Source organism: Oceanobacillus aidingensis (assembly GCF_042654105.1).
GTDB classification, from domain to species: domain Bacteria; phylum Bacillota; class Bacilli; order Bacillales; family Amphibacillaceae; genus Oceanobacillus; species Oceanobacillus oncorhynchi.
The window spans coordinates 93,067-109,546 of record NZ_JBHSFT010000048.1; the positions used below are offsets into that span (position 1 = coordinate 93,067).

General features: G+C 39.8%; 17 protein-coding genes and 1 other annotated feature. Of the genes, 13 read left to right on the forward strand and 4 right to left on the reverse strand.

What is annotated here, in order from left to right; genetic code table 11:
• The first annotated feature begins 38 nt into the window (after positions 1–38).
• The 5 genes from ACFO3P_RS19025 to minD all read left to right on the forward strand — a co-directional run bounded on the left by ACFO3P_RS19025 (position 39) and on the right by minD (position 4,081).
• A complete protein-coding gene (locus tag ACFO3P_RS19025) occupies positions 39–1,076 on the forward strand; it encodes a rod shape-determining protein (protein WP_289584816.1) in 1,038 nt (345 codons plus the stop codon).
• 15 nt (positions 1,077–1,091) lie between these two features.
• Entirely contained in the window at positions 1,092–1,973 is an 882-nt protein-coding gene (gene mreC / locus ACFO3P_RS19030) for a rod shape-determining protein MreC (protein ID WP_042534393.1), read from the forward strand.
• Positions 1,970–2,494, forward strand: a complete 525-nt coding sequence (mreD, locus tag ACFO3P_RS19035) for a rod shape-determining protein MreD (protein ID WP_042534391.1) — start codon at positions 1,970–1,972, stop codon at positions 2,492–2,494. Before mreC ends, mreD begins: the two co-directional genes overlap by 4 nt.
• A gap of 113 nt (positions 2,495–2,607) precedes the next feature.
• A complete protein-coding gene (minC, locus tag ACFO3P_RS19040; protein WP_042536291.1) occupies positions 2,608–3,294 on the forward strand; it encodes a septum site-determining protein MinC in 687 nt (228 codons plus the stop codon).
• Positions 3,287–4,081 carry a septum site-determining protein MinD gene (gene minD, locus ACFO3P_RS19045; RefSeq protein WP_042534389.1) on the forward strand — a complete coding sequence of 265 codons (795 nt, stop codon included), beginning with the start codon at positions 3,287–3,289 and terminating at the stop codon, positions 4,079–4,081. Before minC ends, minD begins: the two co-directional genes overlap by 8 nt.
• Positions 4,082–4,137: 56 nt before the next feature.
• On the opposite strand, the gene ACFO3P_RS19050 is transcribed toward minD, so the two are convergent.
• Together ACFO3P_RS19050 and ACFO3P_RS19055 are read right to left on the reverse strand one after the other, a co-directional pair.
• Positions 4,138–5,004 (reverse strand): M50 family metallopeptidase, encoded by an 867-nt coding sequence (locus ACFO3P_RS19050; RefSeq protein WP_052485080.1) that lies wholly within the window; start codon positions 5,002–5,004, stop codon positions 4,138–4,140.
• Positions 4,988–5,776, reverse strand: a complete 789-nt coding sequence (locus ACFO3P_RS19055) for a M23 family metallopeptidase (protein WP_042534387.1) — start codon at positions 5,774–5,776, stop codon at positions 4,988–4,990. The genes ACFO3P_RS19050 and ACFO3P_RS19055 overlap by 17 nt, the downstream gene beginning before the upstream one ends.
• Before the next feature lie 299 nt (positions 5,777–6,075).
• Positions 6,076–6,150: a sequence feature (ribosomal protein L21 leader region), on the forward strand.
• A gap of 15 nt (positions 6,151–6,165) precedes the next feature.
• Between ACFO3P_RS19055 and rplU the strand changes: the two genes are divergently transcribed.
• From rplU to pheA, 6 genes are all read left to right on the forward strand, one after another.
• Positions 6,166–6,474 (forward strand): 50S ribosomal protein L21, encoded by a 309-nt coding sequence (gene rplU, locus ACFO3P_RS19060; protein WP_042534385.1) that lies wholly within the window; start codon positions 6,166–6,168, stop codon positions 6,472–6,474.
• Positions 6,475–6,490: 16 nt separating this feature from the next.
• Positions 6,491–6,820 (forward strand): ribosomal-processing cysteine protease Prp, encoded by a 330-nt coding sequence (locus ACFO3P_RS19065; protein ID WP_289584815.1) that lies wholly within the window; start codon positions 6,491–6,493, stop codon positions 6,818–6,820.
• A gap of 14 nt (positions 6,821–6,834) precedes the next feature.
• Positions 6,835–7,125, forward strand: a complete 291-nt coding sequence (gene rpmA / locus ACFO3P_RS19070) for a 50S ribosomal protein L27 (protein WP_042534381.1) — start codon at positions 6,835–6,837, stop codon at positions 7,123–7,125.
• Between the two features lie 158 nt (positions 7,126–7,283).
• Positions 7,284–7,817: a Spo0B domain-containing protein gene (locus ACFO3P_RS19075; RefSeq protein ID WP_289584814.1), complete on the forward strand. Its 534-nt coding sequence runs from the start codon at positions 7,284–7,286 to the stop codon at positions 7,815–7,817.
• A 2-nt stretch (positions 7,818–7,819) separates the two neighbouring features.
• Positions 7,820–9,100: a GTPase ObgE gene (obgE, locus tag ACFO3P_RS19080; RefSeq protein WP_256704753.1), complete on the forward strand. Its 1,281-nt coding sequence runs from the start codon at positions 7,820–7,822 to the stop codon at positions 9,098–9,100.
• Between the two features lie 182 nt (positions 9,101–9,282).
• The gene (gene pheA / locus ACFO3P_RS19085) at positions 9,283–10,137 is read left to right on the forward strand and encodes a prephenate dehydratase (protein WP_042534376.1); all 855 of its coding nucleotides are present in this window, start codon (positions 9,283–9,285) and stop codon (positions 10,135–10,137) included.
• A 151-nt stretch (positions 10,138–10,288) separates the two neighbouring features.
• Here pheA and ACFO3P_RS19090 read toward each other — a convergent pair whose 3' ends face one another.
• Both ACFO3P_RS19090 and ACFO3P_RS19095 read right to left on the reverse strand, forming a co-directional pair.
• Positions 10,289–11,911, reverse strand: a complete 1,623-nt coding sequence (locus tag ACFO3P_RS19090) for a BCCT family transporter (RefSeq protein WP_042534374.1) — start codon at positions 11,909–11,911, stop codon at positions 10,289–10,291.
• Positions 11,912–12,483: 572 nt separating this feature from the next.
• On the reverse strand, positions 12,484–14,106 hold the full coding sequence (locus ACFO3P_RS19095; RefSeq protein ID WP_256704752.1) for a BCCT family transporter: 1,623 nt from the start codon (positions 14,104–14,106) through the stop codon (positions 12,484–12,486).
• Between the two features lie 481 nt (positions 14,107–14,587).
• Between ACFO3P_RS19095 and safA the strand changes: the two genes are divergently transcribed.
• Positions 14,588–15,829: a SafA/ExsA family spore coat assembly protein gene (safA, locus tag ACFO3P_RS19100; protein WP_256704751.1), complete on the forward strand. Its 1,242-nt coding sequence runs from the start codon at positions 14,588–14,590 to the stop codon at positions 15,827–15,829.
• 69 nt (positions 15,830–15,898) lie between these two features.
• Positions 15,899–16,399 carry a YhcN/YlaJ family sporulation lipoprotein gene (locus ACFO3P_RS19105; RefSeq protein WP_256704750.1) on the forward strand — a complete coding sequence of 167 codons (501 nt, stop codon included), beginning with the start codon at positions 15,899–15,901 and terminating at the stop codon, positions 16,397–16,399.
• The last annotated feature ends 81 nt before the right edge of the window (positions 16,400–16,480 follow it).

Here is a 16,480-nt window from a genome sequence, read left to right on the forward strand (position 1 = left end):
AATTAATATTTGATGGAAGAACGGAAAGGATGAAATTTATGGGGATATTTAACTTTTCACAGGATTTAGGAATTGATTTAGGAACAGCAAATACATTGGTTTATGTAAAAGGTAAAGGAGTTATTGTCCGAGAGCCTTCTGTTGTAGCTAAAAATTTGGAGACTGGGGCCGTCGAGGCTGTTGGAAGTGATGCAAGAATGATGATTGGGCGTACACCCGGAAATATTTCTGTTGTCCGCCCGATGAAGGATGGGGTAATTGCAGATTACGATACTACTTCCATCATGATGAACTACTATATGAAAAAAGCAATGAAGAAACGTTCTCTTTTTGCTAAGAAACCTAATGTAATGATTTGTGTTCCATCTGGCATCACCATGGTGGAGGAACGGGCAGTTATTGATGCAACGAAGCAAGCCGGTGCGAAAGAAGCCTATCCGATTGCAGAGCCCTTTGCAGCGGCAATTGGAGCAGGGCTTCCTGTCTGGGAACCGACAGGAAGTATGATCGTTGATATCGGCGGAGGAACGACGGAAATCGCTGTTATTTCATTGGGAGGAATTGTAACGAGCAGCTCCATTCGAATTGCAGGAGATGATATGGATGAAGCGATTATCTCTTACATAAGAAAAAAATATAACCTAATGATTGGAGAAAGATCCGCTGAATCGATTAAAATGGATATAGCAGCAGCGAAAAAAGGCATTGTTGGAGAAGAACGGGATATTAGAGGGCGTGATTTGTTGACGGGATTGCCAAAAACAATTACAGTTACATCGGAAGAAATTTCTGGAGCTTTGGATGATAATATTGATGCAATTGTGAATGCTGTCAAAACAACATTGGAAAAAACGCCGCCAGAATTATCGGCTGATATCATGGATAGAGGAATCGTCTTATCCGGAGGCGGTGCTCTATTAGAAAATCTGGATAAAGTCATTAGTGATGAAACGAAAATTCCTGCATTTGTTACAGAGGAACCATTGGAAAGCGTGGCAATTGGAACTGGAAAATCACTAGATTACATCGAACAATTCCGTTCAGCTCCGAGTGTGTCTTCACGCGCGTTAAATTAATAAGTAGGTGTTTGTATGAATTTTTTTCGAAGCAAGAAATTATTTATAATCCTTATCGGATTTATTGTACTCGTCGTATTAATAGGATATTCTCTAAACAATCGCGGACATTTAAACGTTGGTGAAAAGATTGTCAGTGATGCCGTGGGGTGGGTGCAGAATGTTGCACAGGCTCCAGTAACGTTTGTCACTGATATTGCTTCCAATATCAGTGATTTCAAGACAACATATGAAGAGAACCAGGTATTAAGGGAGCAGCTTTCTCAACAAAAAAGTGTAGCCTATGACCTGCAAAATCTGGAAGAAGAAAATGAAGAGCTGCGTTCCATGATTGATATGACGGAAACAGCTCGAGACTATGAACCAATCTATGCAACAGTGATTGCCCGTTCGCCGGAGCAATGGGTTAATCAGGTAACCATTAATCGCGGAGAGAATGACGGGGTACAGGAAAATATGGTTGTGCGTACAGCTGAAGGAATGATTGGAAAAGTGCTTCATACATCAGGGGGTACGGCCACGGTACAATTACTGACAGGTTTTGACGAGTTCAACCGTGTTTCTGCAACTGTATTGAGAGAAGACGACAGTGATATTTTTGGAATGATAGAAGGGTTCGATGAAGAGACAGAGATGCTCTTATTCCGCATTATTGAAGAATCGGATACAGATATCGAGGAAGGAGATACCGTATATTCCTCAGAACTTGGCGGAGAGTTTCCTGCTGGCATAACCATTGGTGAAGTAAATGAAGTAGTTGCCGACCAATATGGATTGACCAGAATCGCAATGGTCGAACCGGCGGCGGATTTATTTGACATCCGCAATGTTATTGTTGTGAACCGTTCTATTGACCAGCCGGAAGACGATGTTGAAGAAGGGGATGACGAGTCTTGACTAGACGTGTGATATTCCCTTTGATTCTGTTCGTCGTCATGGTACTCAGCGGCGTGGCTTTAGAGCTTTTACCTCAACAGTTATTAATGGGTACATATATGATTGTGCCGCACTGGCTGTTTATTATGCTCATTTACATTGCCATATTCTACGACCGTAATGATACTTATTATGCTGTTTTATATGCACTTATTTTTGGATTGCTTTTTGATATTGTGTATACAGGTATTTTAGGTGTTTATATGTTTTCTTATGCACTGGTAATTTACATTGTCCGCGGTTTAAAGAAAATGCTGCAAGGTAACTTTTATGTGCTGTTAATCCTTTCCGCTTTTGGAATAGCTTTGGCTGATCTAAGTGTCTATACGGTTTTCACTGTGATTGGATTAGCAGATATGCCGATAGAAGTATACTTATTGAATCGATTAGTGCCTACTATTCTTTTGAATCTTTTATTCCTGGTATTAATCTATCCGCTAATAATAAAACCGATACGGAAATGGGGAAGAGAATTAACCTGATCTGACCGTTTGAAATAAATCTGTTCAAACGTATATTTATGAAAGAGCGGCGGACTCTGCTCAGTCAGTAATCTGCTTTTATGCTGGCTGTAGAAAAAAGAGGTGAATATATCGTGCAAGAAACCAAACCGACCATCACGATTAAAGGGACAAGAGATGGTTTGATTTTATTTATAGATGAAAATTCTTCTTTTGAAGAAATTGTCCAAGATTTAATCAAAAAGCTTGATGAAAGCAGCCCGAAAAAAGAGGAACCTGTAGTTTCTGTAAAAGTAAAACTCGGACACCGTTATTTAACCGAGGAACAGCGCAATCAATTAAAGAAAATTATTGAAGAGAAGAATCGTTTCCAGATTGAAGCAATGGAATCCGAAGTTATACCAATCAAAGATGCAAAAACTTGGCTGGATCAGAGTAAATTAAAAGTAGTTAACCAGATTGTCCGATCTGGACAAGTTCTTGAAACAGAAGGCGATTTGCTGCTGATTGGTGATGTGAACCCTGGAGGCAGAGTAAGAGCCAGAGGAAACATCTATATCATGGGGAACTTATTAGGAATTGCACATGCTGGCACAGAAGGGGACCAAGAAGCTTTTATAGCTGCTTCTTATATGAAACCGGCACAGCTTCGAATTGCAGAATATATCAGTCGGGCACCTGATTATGAAGCAGATGGAGTATACATGGAATGCGGAATCATTGATCCGGATCAGAACAAGATTGTAATTGATTCTATCAAAATACTTTCTAAACAGAGAAAGGTGATTAGCGCATTTGAGAGGAGAATGAATAATGGGTGAAGCGATTGTAATTACATCCGGGAAAGGTGGAGTTGGTAAAACAACGACAACTGCAAATATTGGGACATCTTTAGCATTAATGGATAAAAAAGTTTGTTTAATCGATACAGATATCGGCCTTCGTAATCTCGATGTAATTATGGGGCTGGAAAATCGTATTATTTATGATATTGTTGACGTTATTCAGGGGCGCTGTAAGCTGCAGCAGGCTTTAATCAAAGATAAACGTTTTGATTACCTTTCTTTACTTCCTGCCGCACAGACAAGCGATAAGTCATCTGTCACCACAGAGGGAATGAAAGAGATCGTGACAGAATTAAAGCAAGAATACGATTATATCATTATTGATTGTCCGGCAGGTATTGAACAAGGCTTTCAAAATGCCATTGCTGGTGCGGACAGAGCGATTGTAGTCACAACACCTGAAAATTCCAGTGTACGCGATGCAGATCGAATTATCGGATTGATTGAAAAAGAAGATATGATCGAACCGCCGAGACTCGTCATTAATCGAATCCGTAATCATATGATGCAGAATGGCGATATGCTCGATGTAGACGATATTGTTCAGCTCTTAGCAATTGATTTAATTGGGATTGTAGCGGATAGTGAAGAAATGATTAAAGCTTCTAATAAAGGAGAACCCATTGCGCTGCATCCAAATTTTAAATCCTCTATCAGCTATCGCAACATAGCCAGAAGGATTTTAGGCGAAACCGTTCCGCTTCAGTCGCTCGAGGAAGAAAAAAGTTTTATGCAAAAGGTAAAAGCATTCTTTAAAATATAATAATCTTATAAATAAAACATCCGCTGCGGAAGTACCGTGGCGGATGTTTTATTTATTCAGTAGCCAGTAAAAGCTTCTCCAATCGTTTTTCGATAAGGTCTCTCATTAAAATAGAAATCCAAGCATTCATTATCCTCCACAGAAATGCGTTCTCTATCAGGGTATTCAATATAAATAGTATGTTTTTTTTCACGATGAAACCGGGCTAATACATCCAAAAAGCTATCTTGAGGAGAGGCATAAATCGGTTGGATAGCACGTACAAAATGTCCGCTCTCATATCTCTTTAAAAGGAAACGGATAAATACATAAAAGCGATATTTCCATTCTTTTCGATTTTCATGTATTAAAAAGAGCCAAATAAGAAAACTGCTCAGTGTAAATGGAAAGAAAAGAAGCTGAGCGAGAATAATCAGGGCACAAATTACTAAAGAGCTGATGATAGTTACATAATACGCCTTTTTAAAGGTTAAGAAAGTAGTTAAAGCTAAGAAAACAAGTTTTCCGCCATCCAGCGGCCAAATAGGCAGCAAGTTAAATAAGAGGATGATTGTATTATAATAAAGAATTAATCCGTAGTAATAGTCTGGTATCATTCCAAAGGAAAATGCGCTATAAAGGAAGCCAAATATGAAAACTTGTACCATCGGACCTGCCAGTATAACAATTACTTCTTCACGGACGGGGCGAGTCCCGTGTTCATCTGTCTTCATGACGCCGCCGAAAGCCCAAAGAATAATAGCGGAAATTCGCCATTTAAAGGAAGAAGCAGCAATATAGTGCCCTAATTCGTGAAGAAAAACAAGGCTGAATATAATAGCAAGTTCAGTAAAAGAACCTGTTAAAAAGGAAATGACAAAGAATATCCAAAGAATCGGATGTAGATGAATAAGCTGTACGGAATTTTTAAGGCTGTTGATCAACCAGAATCACCTGCTCAGGATCAATATATTGGTTTTCTTGCTCAATTGCGAAAAAAACAGATGAACTTTCGCTTTCCATTTCCATTCCTGAGGTTCCCAGAACTTGCCCATTGGCAATATGCTGATATAAATGAACCTCGATGGAATCTAAAAAGCCATATTGTGTCGTGGTTCCATCTGCATGCTGAATCTTGACTGTTTTTTCTGTGGAACGGTCGTTGCCGGCAAACACAACAATACCTTCTTGGACAGCTGCTACATTTTCTTCTCCCTCCGGTTCAATATAGATGCCTTGCCCATTTTCATGGAAATGCTCTGAAATGATGCCGTTGACTGGAAGATACCCTGCATCGTTGGTTACTTCTTCTGAAACTGTACTCGGCCTGAATGACAGGGGAGCACCAAATGCATCAGAATACCATGCATTTACTTTTGCAAAAGGAAATTGATTCGTTAAAGTGGAAGTAAGCCACTCTTTAGGCTGTTGCATAAATGGCCTGTCTATTTCTGTAACGAATGCGGTCCCCAGAAACAGTGAAACGGACAAAAGAGCCTTCACAGCAATACTGGTAATACGGGAATTGTTCTCAGGACTTGCTGAATTTGTATGGCTGGCGGATATAGAAGGATAAAAACCGTGAGACTCTTCCATTTCCGGTAACGCGTTACTTTGCAGATAATCTTCTTGCTGGCTCCGATTTGTTCGATTTAATCCTTTTGCTTTTTGACGCATTTCAATGGCTTTGCGAATTCTTTTTAAGTTTTTATCCATACATCTCACAATCCTTTATAGCGTGGTGTGATTCATTATATGTGGAACAAGCTGTATATATGAGTAAATGGAAGAAAGATAAATGACAGACTGTGCAGGCTGAAGATGATTGATATTTATCCCTTTATCAACGGATATATCGCAGTGTAATTAAAGGTAAGGTTCTTGCAGAAGGATGCATTATTTTATATAATTTGAAAGACACTCCGTCTAAATGGACGAATATAAAGGTATTTTTTAAAAAAGGTTGACAATGAAACCTGTAAAATGATAAGATTTATCTGTTATGCAAAGTAGCACCCGTGCTACAACCGCGCAGAACAGGTTTTAAAACTGCTGTCTGCAGTACCTGAATGGCGAGTCTGAGTTTAAAGAGGAGGTGCATATAAATGTACGCAATTATTGAAACTGGTGGTAAGCAAGTTAAAGTAACTGAGGGACAAGAAATTTATGTAGAGAAAGTTACTGGTGAAGTGAATGACACGGTGACTTTTGAGAAAGTCCTATTCGTCGGCGGAGACGATGTGAAGGTTGGTGCTCCATATGTGGATGGCGCATCTGTAACAGCTAAGGTTGAAAAACATGGCCGTCAAAAGAAAATTGACGTTGTGAAGTTCAAGCCTAAAAAGAACTATCATCGTAAACAAGGTCATCGTCAACCATATACGAAACTTGTAATCGATAAAATCAGCTTATAAGGATCTGTTGTTCATAATGATTCAGGTAACGGTTTTTCAATCTGACAATCAGGTTACAGCATTTAAACTTACTGGACATGCAGAGAGTGGTCCTTATGGGTATGATCTTGTCTGTGCAGGAGTTTCAGCTGTGACATTTGGTGCTGTGAATGCAATTATGAAGCTATGTGAGACAGACCTCGATATTGATCAGGGAGCTGACGGCGGTTATCTTGCTGTGAAGCTTCCAACAAATATAAGCTCCGAAAAACTTGAAAAAATACAGTGGCTGATAAAAGGGATGATTGTCTCTTTAGAAACCATTGAAGAAAGTTATGGGGAGCATATTGAACTGAAATTTTCATAAGGAGGTGCATTTTCATGTTACGTCTTGATTTACAATTTTTCGCATCTAAAAAAGGTGTAGGTAGCTCAAAAAACGGTCGTGATTCAGAATCAAAACGACTTGGATCTAAACGTGCTGATGGACAGTTTGTAACTGGCGGTTCTATCCTTTATCGTCAACGCGGTACAAAAATTTATCCAGGTGAGAATGTTGGCCGCGGCGGGGATGACACGCTTTTTGCTAAAATCGATGGTGTTGTGAGATTCGAACGCTTCGGTAGAGATCGTAAAAAAGTCAGTGTTTATCCTGTAGCTAAAGAAGCATAATGCTCGGATAACAGTATAGTTAAGAAACGAACAAGACAGGCTGTCGAGATAATCTCTCGGCAGCCTTCTTTGATTTCTAAAGTATAGCCGGATTCTGCTGTTTACGACTTTTGATTTCCTCTGATTTCTGCTATACTCAATTTTAATGAGGTGAAGGAATGGACGAAAAGGAGACAGTTGGTTTAATCCAGAAGTATCGACATGATCTAATGAACCGATTACAAATTGTTTCCGGTTATTTGAGTATGGGAAAAGCAGATAAAGCAAAAAAGAATTTAGATGATGTAATCAAGTTTTATGAAGAGGAACGAAAACTGATGCGGTTGAATGCTGATGCATTTATGATCTGGGTATTGCGGTTTCAGGATAACTACCCTTCTTTTGCATTAACCTATCGTATAGATTTGCTGGAATCAATGGAAAAATCCATTGACGGGCAAAAGCTTCTCTCTGCTTGTGAAGCATTATTAGCTGTTTTATCAGATGCTGCAGAAGCGTTCCATGTGCACGAACTCTTTCTCAATATGAAAGAAAAAGAAACCCATTGGGAAATCGGGATGAACATAAATGATGTCGTACTTGAGAAAATAAATATGAATAACGTAGAAAAACAATATGGGATTTCTATGACGAATGAAAAAGAACAAACAAGCTTTAATTGGAAAATAGCAAAGGAAGAAAGAGGTGAATAGCCATGTTTGTTGATCAGGTAAGTGTCTATGTGAAAGCCGGAGACGGCGGTAATGGACTTGTTGCATACCGCAGGGAGAAATATGTTCCAAAAGGCGGCCCCGCAGGTGGAGATGGCGGTAATGGAGCGGATATCGTCTTTAAGGTAGATGAAGGTTTAAATACATTAATGGATTTTCGCTACAATCGTCATTTTAAAGGTAAACGCGGTGAAAACGGAATGAGTAAAACCCAGCACGGTAAAAATGCTGCTGCTTATGTGATTCCAGTACCACCCGGAACAACTGTAATCGATGAAGATACAGAAGAAGTAATAGCCGATTTAACAACTCACGAGCAAGAGGCTGTTATCGCAAAAGGCGGACGGGGAGGAAGAGGTAACACAAGGTTTGCCAGTCCGCGTAATCCAGCTCCCGATATGGCAGAAAACGGTGAACCGGGGCAGGAGCGTAATATTAAAGTAGAGCTGAAGCTGATTGCTGATGTGGGATTGGTCGGTTTTCCAAGTGTTGGAAAGTCTACATTATTGTCTGTCGTCAGTGCGGCTAAGCCAAAGGTTGCTGCTTATCATTTTACAACGATTGCTCCAAATCTGGGTGTTGTGGACACAGGAGACCAGCGCAGCTTTGTGATGGCCGATTTACCCGGTTTAATAGAGGGCGCCTCCCAGGGGGTTGGATTGGGCCATCAATTCCTGCGCCATGTGGAGCGTACAAGAGTTATTGTTCATGTGATTGATATGGCAGGGACAGAAGGACGCGACCCTTATGAAGACTATATTAAGATTAATGAAGAGCTGGCGGCGTATGATAAGAAGCTTTTAACAAGACCGCAAATCATCGCTGCCAATAAAATGGACATGCCGGGTTCAGAAGAGAATTTAGCAGGGTTCAAAGAAAACCTTGGGGAAGAAGTTCCGATATATAAAATTTCAGCTGTTACCAAGGATGGTCTGAGAGATTTATTATTTGCAGTGGCAGATAAGCTGGAAGAGATTCCAAAATATGAGCCAGAGATAGAGCAGGCGGATGAAACGGTTGTTTATCGTTACCAGAAGGAAGAGGATCCTTTCCATATCACAAGAGATCCGGATGGTGCATACGTACTCTATGGACATCGAATCGAAACATTATTTAAAATGACTGATTTCCAACATGATGAAGCTGTTCAGCGTTTTTCACGCCAATTAAGAGGAATGGGTGTAGATAAAGCGCTTCGTGAGCGCGGAGCACAAGACGGTGATACGGTTCGGCTGTTAGATTATGAATTTGATTTTATTGAATAGATTTTAATTTTCAGTTCCAAGCGCCAAAAACGAAGAAATAACACATGAGCCCCGGCGGAAAAACTTAGCAGCCTGCAAGCCTGCAGGTGCGGACAGATCAAAGTTAAACCGCTCTAAATGAACAGGGGCTCAAGTTTCGGCGTTGTTTAACAGGTGCTTTGCATTTTTCTATTTAGGAGGAAATGAAGTTGACGAGTATTGGTTATTTAGGCCCCAAAGGAACATTTACAAAATTAGCAGTAGATGCAACGTTTAATGGAGAACATAAAGAAGCTTTTAAAACAATCCCAGAATGTATCGATGCCGTAGATAAAGGAGAAATTGATATTGGAGTTGTTCCGTTAGAAAACGCTATTGAAGGAACTGTACAATTGACGGTGGATTATTTGATTCATCAAGTGCGGATCCCTGTAGTGGGAGAAATCGTTGTCCCGATTCAACAGCATTTATTGGTGCGCAGTGATATAGTTCAAAAAGAATCCGATATAGAAGAGGTGCATTCGCATAGTCATGCTATTGCTCAGTGCCATCAATATTTGCACCAGAATTTACATAATGCCAAAATTGCTTTTACTTCCTCAACGGGGAAAGCGGCTGAAATCGTAAGCAATTCTGATCAGCCCATTGCAGCTATCGGAAATCGGGCAGCAGCTTCAGAGTATGGCTTGGAAATAATGAAAGAAAATATTCATGATTATCCAAATAACCATACCCGATTCCTGGTCCTTTCTCACCAGCCGGAGAAGGTTAAAATCAAAAGCGAAGCCAAGGGTGATAAAACAACGCTTTTAATTACGCTGCCAAGTGACCAGGCAGGAGCACTGCATCAAATTCTTTCTGCCTTTGCGTGGCGTAAATTGAATTTATCTAAGATTGAGTCCAGGCCTACGAAAACAGGATTAGGCAATTATTTCTTTATTATTGATGTGAATCAAGCCTATGATGACGTTCTTCTTCCCGGTGTAAAGGCTGAACTGGAAGCATTAGGATGCCAGGTTACAATTTTGGGATCATATTCTGTTTATGATATCTTATAAGTTAAAAGTCCTGTCCCTATTTGAAGTTTAGAAGTGATAACAGCGATAATATAATATTTTAAAATAAAAGATAGGTAACAATTTGCAAACAGAATATAGGAGAACAAAAGAAAAAAGTGCTGAGTGATTACGCCCAGCACTTTTTTCTTGCTTATATACCTTTTGTATCGTCTTTTTGCTTTTCTCTGTACGTTTCTAATTTTTTCTCATATTCCTCTGGCGATGTTTCCAGATAAGTTTTCACCCGCTGTTTGTTCGGTGTAATCGTTAGCCCCAGGAATTTTCTTTCTTCATTAGCAATTTTGAAGAAGGATATAACCAGCAATATGACTACAATACTAAATGGCAGAGCAGCTGTTATCGCAGCTGATTGTAATGCGTCAAGACCAGTTTCTCCTCCCGCTAATAAAAGAATAAATGCAATAGCTGATAAGGAAACTCCCCAAACAATTTTCACTCTTCCAGGCGGTGTCAGAGACCCGAAGGAGGTTTGCATTCCTAAAACGAAAGTTGCCGAGTCGGCAGAGGTTATAAAGAATATGGATACAAGCAGAATCGCAATAATTGATAGTATCACGCCCATTGGAAGTTCGTTGAAAATTCCAAACAATTGTGTTTCGGGCGGCATATCAAATATATGTGGAGTACTTTGACCGATAGAGATGCCAGTGACTCCAAATACGCTGAACCATATAATACCTATTACTGTAGGAACCAGCAATACAGCAAGAATAAATTCACGTACTGTACGACCCTTGGAAACACGTGCAATGAAGATTCCCACAAACGGGCTCCAGCTCATCCACCAGCCCCAATAGTAAATCGTCCAGTCGGACATCCAATCACTTTTTTGCTGATTCAGCGGTGCGACATCTAAAGCATTATATACGAAATTTTGCAGATAGCCGCCAGTGCCGGAGGTCATAATATTCAAGATTAAAATAGTCGGTCCGACAATTAATATGATTAGAAATAAAATTCCGGCCAATACCATGTTTGCATTACTTAAATATTGGATTCCTTTGCTTAAACCGCTCCAAGCGCTGATTAAGAACAGCACTGTTACCACAGCTATAATAATTGCTTGTACGAATATGTTATTAGGTATACCGATTAAGTAGTTTAAACCGCCATTAATCTGCAAAGCACCTACACCAAGTGAGACGGCAACACCGATTACGGTTGCAAAAACTGCAAGAACGTCTACCACGGTGCCCAATGGTCCATCAACGCGATCGTGGAATATCGGGCGTAATGCTTTGGATAAAAGTCCAACTTCCCCTCTTCTAAATTGAGAATATGCGAGTGCCAATGCTACAACACCATATATAGCCCATGCATGGAAGCCATAGTGTAAGAAAGTAGAGCGCATCGATTCAAGCATCGCTTCGTTCGTCTCTGGATCCGCTGTTGGCGGAGCAAGATAATGCGAAACAGGCTCAGACGCACCATAGAACACTAACCCAATTCCCATCCCGGCACTAAATAACATAGCAAGCCAAGAAACGGTATTGAATTCTGGTTTATCTTTTGGTTTTCCTAACTTTAACGTTCCGATTGGACTGAAAATAAGAAAAATACAGAAGAAAACGAGGATGGTTGTAAGAATCATGTAATACCAGCCAAAATATTCTGTAATCCAATCTGATAAATTACCTGCAATGTTTCCAAATCCTTCTGGAAAAACTGCTCCAAGTATTACTAAAATGCCAATAACAATAGAGGCGTAAAGAAAAACGTTAGACATTTTTCTTTTTGATGAGTTTTTACTCATAATTTGCTCCTTCCCGTATTTAAAACAATCCTAAATACAAATTTGAATTTTGTATTTTATAGACTTTCATATCCTAACAAGGAACCATCATAAAATCAACTGCAATCTGGATAAAAATAAAGCGAAAGCCTTATTGTACAGCGGTAAGAATGGATTTTAAATTTTATTAAGCTTCTTGTTTCAGGATATCCCCTTATATCTATATACCTCTATAAGATAAAAGAAAACATTTTTATATCAAAATGCGCCTTCAACAGAATAAATGAACTGTCCAATGAAAAAAGAAAACCATTTTTAAGGTGCCTGTATGTTTGCAGGTTCTGTTCAGGCGGACAGCCCGGGATAAAATAAAACGGTACAAGAAAAAGCGCTGAGTTATTTTCTTCCCAGCACTTTTTAAGCATCTAATCAGTGTTCAAAAATCTTTCATAACAGAACCTGTCCCTAAGCATGCAACAGCACAGAGTCTGACGGAGAAGCAAGCTGAGAGGCGTCCACAGAATTTAATTTGTTTGCATACTTATTTACCACGGAGAACCGTCCGTAAAACTCCCGCTGAGTGAAGTTTTATTTTATATTCCTTTGGTATCGTCTTTTTTCTTTTCCCGGTATGTTTCTAAATTCTTTTCGTATTCCTCTGGGGAATTTTCCAGATATGTCTGCATTCTTTTTTTGTTAGGCGTTATAGATAAACCTAAAAATTTCCTTTCCTCGTTAGCAACTTTAAAGAAGGATATCACCAGCAATATAACCACGATGCTGAATGGCAAGGCAGCGGTTATTGCGGCGGACTGCAGTGCATCGAGGCCATTTTCTCCGCCTGCCAAAAGAAGGATATATCCAATGGCTGATAATGCAATCCCCCAAATAATTTTTATCTTCCTATCTGGAGTTAAAGACCCAAAGGATGTTTGCATCCCTAAAACGAAAGTTGCTGAATCCGCAGAAGTTATAAAGAATATGGTTACGAGCAGAATTGTAACAATGGATAAAATGGTGCCCAGCGGCATTTCATTGAAAACTGCAAATAATTGCGTTTCCGGGCCCATATTAAAGATTTGCGGAGCACTTTGGGCAATCGAAATACTTGTAACGCCAAATACACTGAACCATAAAATACTAATGATTGTAGGAACAAGCATTACAGCCAAAACAAATTCTCGAATTGACCGGCCTCTGGAAACACGGGCGATGAAGATGCCGACAAATGGACTCCAGCTCATCCACCAGCCCCAATAATAAAGCGTCCAGTCAGCCATCCATTCACGCTTTTGAGCATTTAGCGGCGCGACGTCTAAAGAATTATACAAAAGATTTTGCAGATAGGAGCCTGCTCCGCTTGTCATCATATTTAAGATTAGAATAGTTGGTCCAACAATTAATATAGTAAGAAAGATGATGCCGGCTAACACCATGTTTGCATTGCTCAAATATTGAAGCCCTTTATTTATTCCGCTCCAGGCGCTGATAAGGAATAGCACCGTTACAATAGCGATAATGATCCCCTGAACGATTGAGTTATTAGGCACACCGAACAGGTAGTTTAACCCGCCATTGATTTGTAAAGCTCCGACACCGAGCGATACGGCAACACCAATTACAGTTGCAAAAACGGCTAATACATCTACGACAGTGCCGAATATACCGTCCACACGATCATGGAATAATGGACGCAGGGCTTTAGATAATAGTCCGACCTCTCCTTTTCGAAACTGGGAATATGCGAGAGAAAGAGCAACTACGCCATATATCGCCCAGGCATGAAACCCATAATGTAAAAAAGTGGAGCGGATCGACTCAAGCATCGCGGCATTGGTTTCTGGATCTTCTGTAGGTGGAGCAATATAATGTGAAATTGGCTCAGAGGCACCATAGAACACTAATCCAATCCCCATCCCGGCACTGAATAACATGGCAAGCCAAGAAATTGTATTGAATTCTGGTTTATCTCTTGGCTTCCCTAATTTTAAAGTTCCTATAGGACTGAAAATAAGAAATAAACAGAAGAAAACAAGAATCGCAGTAAGAATCATGTAATACCAGCCAAAATAGTTCGTGATCCAGGAGGATACGTTTCCGGAAATTTGTCCGAATTGATTTGGAAATACTGCACCAAGTATCACTAAAATACCTACAACAATAGAGGCATAAATGAAAACATCAGATATTTTCCTTTTTTTAGAGGGGTTGCTCATAATTTTCTCCTTCCAGTATTTAAAAAATACCTACAATGATTTTTATTATTTTTTAGAATCCAGTTTCCTAAGCAAGCATAAAAAATAATCTCTGCCATGAACGACTCATCTCAGACGCTATAACATTTACGGCCAGCATGAAAACAGACTCCAGACTAAAACAAAACCTATGATTGGAGCGTGTCCAAATAAATACCCGACACAAGAAACGTTATTTAAACGATGCTTTCTCTGGTTAGTATGTACAAATCAGATTGAAACATTTATGGATATGGACACTATTTTGACAGGTCGTCTCTTCTGTGAGGAATATGAAATAAAAAATTTGGCATATTTCTTTATCAATATAAAATGCTGGATTGAAAGCTTGAAAATGAACAAGCATGTAACCATACATGTGCAACTTTTTTCTGTTTCATGCATATGCTGATATAGAGCATTAGCCCATTTCAATCATGAAAGGGAAAGGAGTTCGTTATTTTTGAAAATACACATTGTGCAGCTTGGAGATACGTTGTGGAAATTGGCTGAGAAGTATAATGCTTCTTTTGAGGAATTAAAAAAGGTAAATTCACATTTGGCTGACCCGGAGAAACTAATGCCTGGAATGAAGATCAAAATACCCGGATCAAAAAAAGCGGTACAAAAAAGTACATCTAAAAAAGAAGAGACAGCACCACTATCTAAGGAAGAAAAGAAATCCAAGAAAGAACAAATGACGCCGGTTTCCAAAGAAGAGACAAAAACAACCAAGAAAGAACAAAAAAAACCGGTGCAAAAAGAAGAAAAGAAAAAAGAAGAGCATCCTTATAAGCATAAAACACCGACACCAATTGCTGTTTTAAAAGAGGATGATCAAAAAGAAAAGAAAAAGGAACAATTTGAAGCAGTGATGCCCAAAATGCCTCAAATGCCACAGGCGCCTGCTATGCCTATTTTAGAAAAGGAAATGAAAACAGAAAAGAAACCAGCTAAAATGCCAAAGCCGCCGAAGCCTAAAGAACATAAGCAAGAAAAAACAGCACCAGCTAAAGAGCAGCAGCCGGCAAGTAAGACCGAACCGCAAACACAAGCGCCAGAACAGCAACAGCCTGTATTTGACTTTGATTCTTACCAGCAGCCGGCAGCGATGCCTTGTGAACCTATGCCGTTTTTACCGCAGATGATGCCAGTGTTTTATATACCTTGTCCGCCAATGCATCCGCCGGTACATCCGTATCACCCGTATCCTGTTCATCCGGGAATGCAGCAAGGATTTCCAATGATGCCGCCGACGGGAGACTGCGGCTGTGGAGGACAGCAACCACTACCGCCGATGCAAGGGAGCTTTGCCCCGATTCCGGCTGGTTTTAATGAATCACAGTTTGAAGCAGCTCCTCAGCAGTTTCAAGACATGATGCCTTATCAGCAGCAGCCGTCTGTAAATGAAGCAAGTCAGCAAACGCCGATGCCTGAGTCTTATCAGTCAGTAACGAACCGAGCATTGCATTCTAAACAACAGTCCGATAATGATAAACCGTTGTCTTCTAATAAAGCTAATCATCTGCCAACATCAGCATCATTTTTGGAGCAGCCGCAGGAACAGAGTCCGAAATTCTCTGAAAATCGACACTATTTTCAGCCTCATCAGACGCCGTTATCTAATTCACATGGAAATACATTCTATCCAAAGCCGCCATTTTTTCCGGAACAGCCTGACGATAAACATGATTCCAGCTCGTAAAAGTTTTGATAAAAAAGGTGTGAAAAATCCTTCCTTATCCATACTAAAGTATAAGGGAGGATTTTTATTATGTTTAAAATACAATATATAGTTTATGCAGTGTTCACCATGATAATATTAACAGGCTGTTCAGATACCGATACAGCTACAGAAAAAAATGCAGGCAATGACCAATCTGTTCAGCCAATTCATTATGAGGAAAACAGAAACCGAACAACCTCGGAGAATGATGCTGAAAAGCAAACAAAGGCCCCGTCATTAGAGAATTTTGACCGGGAAGAATCAGCTGCATTTCAAAAATTGGTCAGCGAGCATGTTGATGCAGAAGATGTTCGGGTTGTTACAGGAAGAGATCGAGTGGTTGTTGCTGTTCAAATGAAGAAAGGGACAGATCAGCGTGATTTTGAAGAAATAAGTGAGGAAATCGAACAAATTCTGGATACAGATAAACAGCTTTTTATCTATAATGATGTGGCAAAGTGGGAGCAAGTTAAAGATTTTTATGCACGTGATGAAGCAAACCAAATGGGAGAAGATATGGAACGTATGTTTGAAAATCTGTTCGAGTAGCTAAGGAAAAAAGACGGTTTTCCTTTTCTGATGGGACTTTTTTTGATATAGTAAAAAAAGAGTTTCGAGAGAGGAGTATGT

Coding starts and splice junctions, on each gene's coding strand:
- ACFO3P_RS19095 (WP_256704752.1), bottom strand. CDS start 14,106: ATGAGCAACCCCTCTAAAAAAAGGAAAATATCTGATGTTTTCATTTAT.
- ACFO3P_RS19090 (WP_042534374.1), bottom strand. CDS start 11,911: ATGAGTAAAAACTCATCAAAAAGAAAAATGTCTAACGTTTTTCTTTAC.
- minD (WP_042534389.1), top strand. CDS start 3,287: ATGGGTGAAGCGATTGTAATTACATCCGGGAAAGGTGGAGTTGGTAAA.
- ACFO3P_RS19065 (WP_289584815.1), top strand. CDS start 6,491: ATGATTCAGGTAACGGTTTTTCAATCTGACAATCAGGTTACAGCATTT.
- pheA (WP_042534376.1), top strand. CDS start 9,283: ATGAAGTTGACGAGTATTGGTTATTTAGGCCCCAAAGGAACATTTACA.
- rplU (WP_042534385.1), top strand. CDS start 6,166: ATGTACGCAATTATTGAAACTGGTGGTAAGCAAGTTAAAGTAACTGAG.
- obgE (WP_256704753.1), top strand. CDS start 7,820: ATGTTTGTTGATCAGGTAAGTGTCTATGTGAAAGCCGGAGACGGCGGT.
- ACFO3P_RS19075 (WP_289584814.1), top strand. CDS start 7,284: ATGGACGAAAAGGAGACAGTTGGTTTAATCCAGAAGTATCGACATGAT.
- rpmA (WP_042534381.1), top strand. CDS start 6,835: ATGTTACGTCTTGATTTACAATTTTTCGCATCTAAAAAAGGTGTAGGT.
- mreC (WP_042534393.1), top strand. CDS start 1,092: ATGAATTTTTTTCGAAGCAAGAAATTATTTATAATCCTTATCGGATTT.
- ACFO3P_RS19105 (WP_256704750.1), top strand. CDS start 15,899: ATGTTTAAAATACAATATATAGTTTATGCAGTGTTCACCATGATAATA.
- ACFO3P_RS19025 (WP_289584816.1), top strand. CDS start 39: ATGGGGATATTTAACTTTTCACAGGATTTAGGAATTGATTTAGGAACA.
- ACFO3P_RS19055 (WP_042534387.1), bottom strand. CDS start 5,776: ATGGATAAAAACTTAAAAAGAATTCGCAAAGCCATTGAAATGCGTCAA.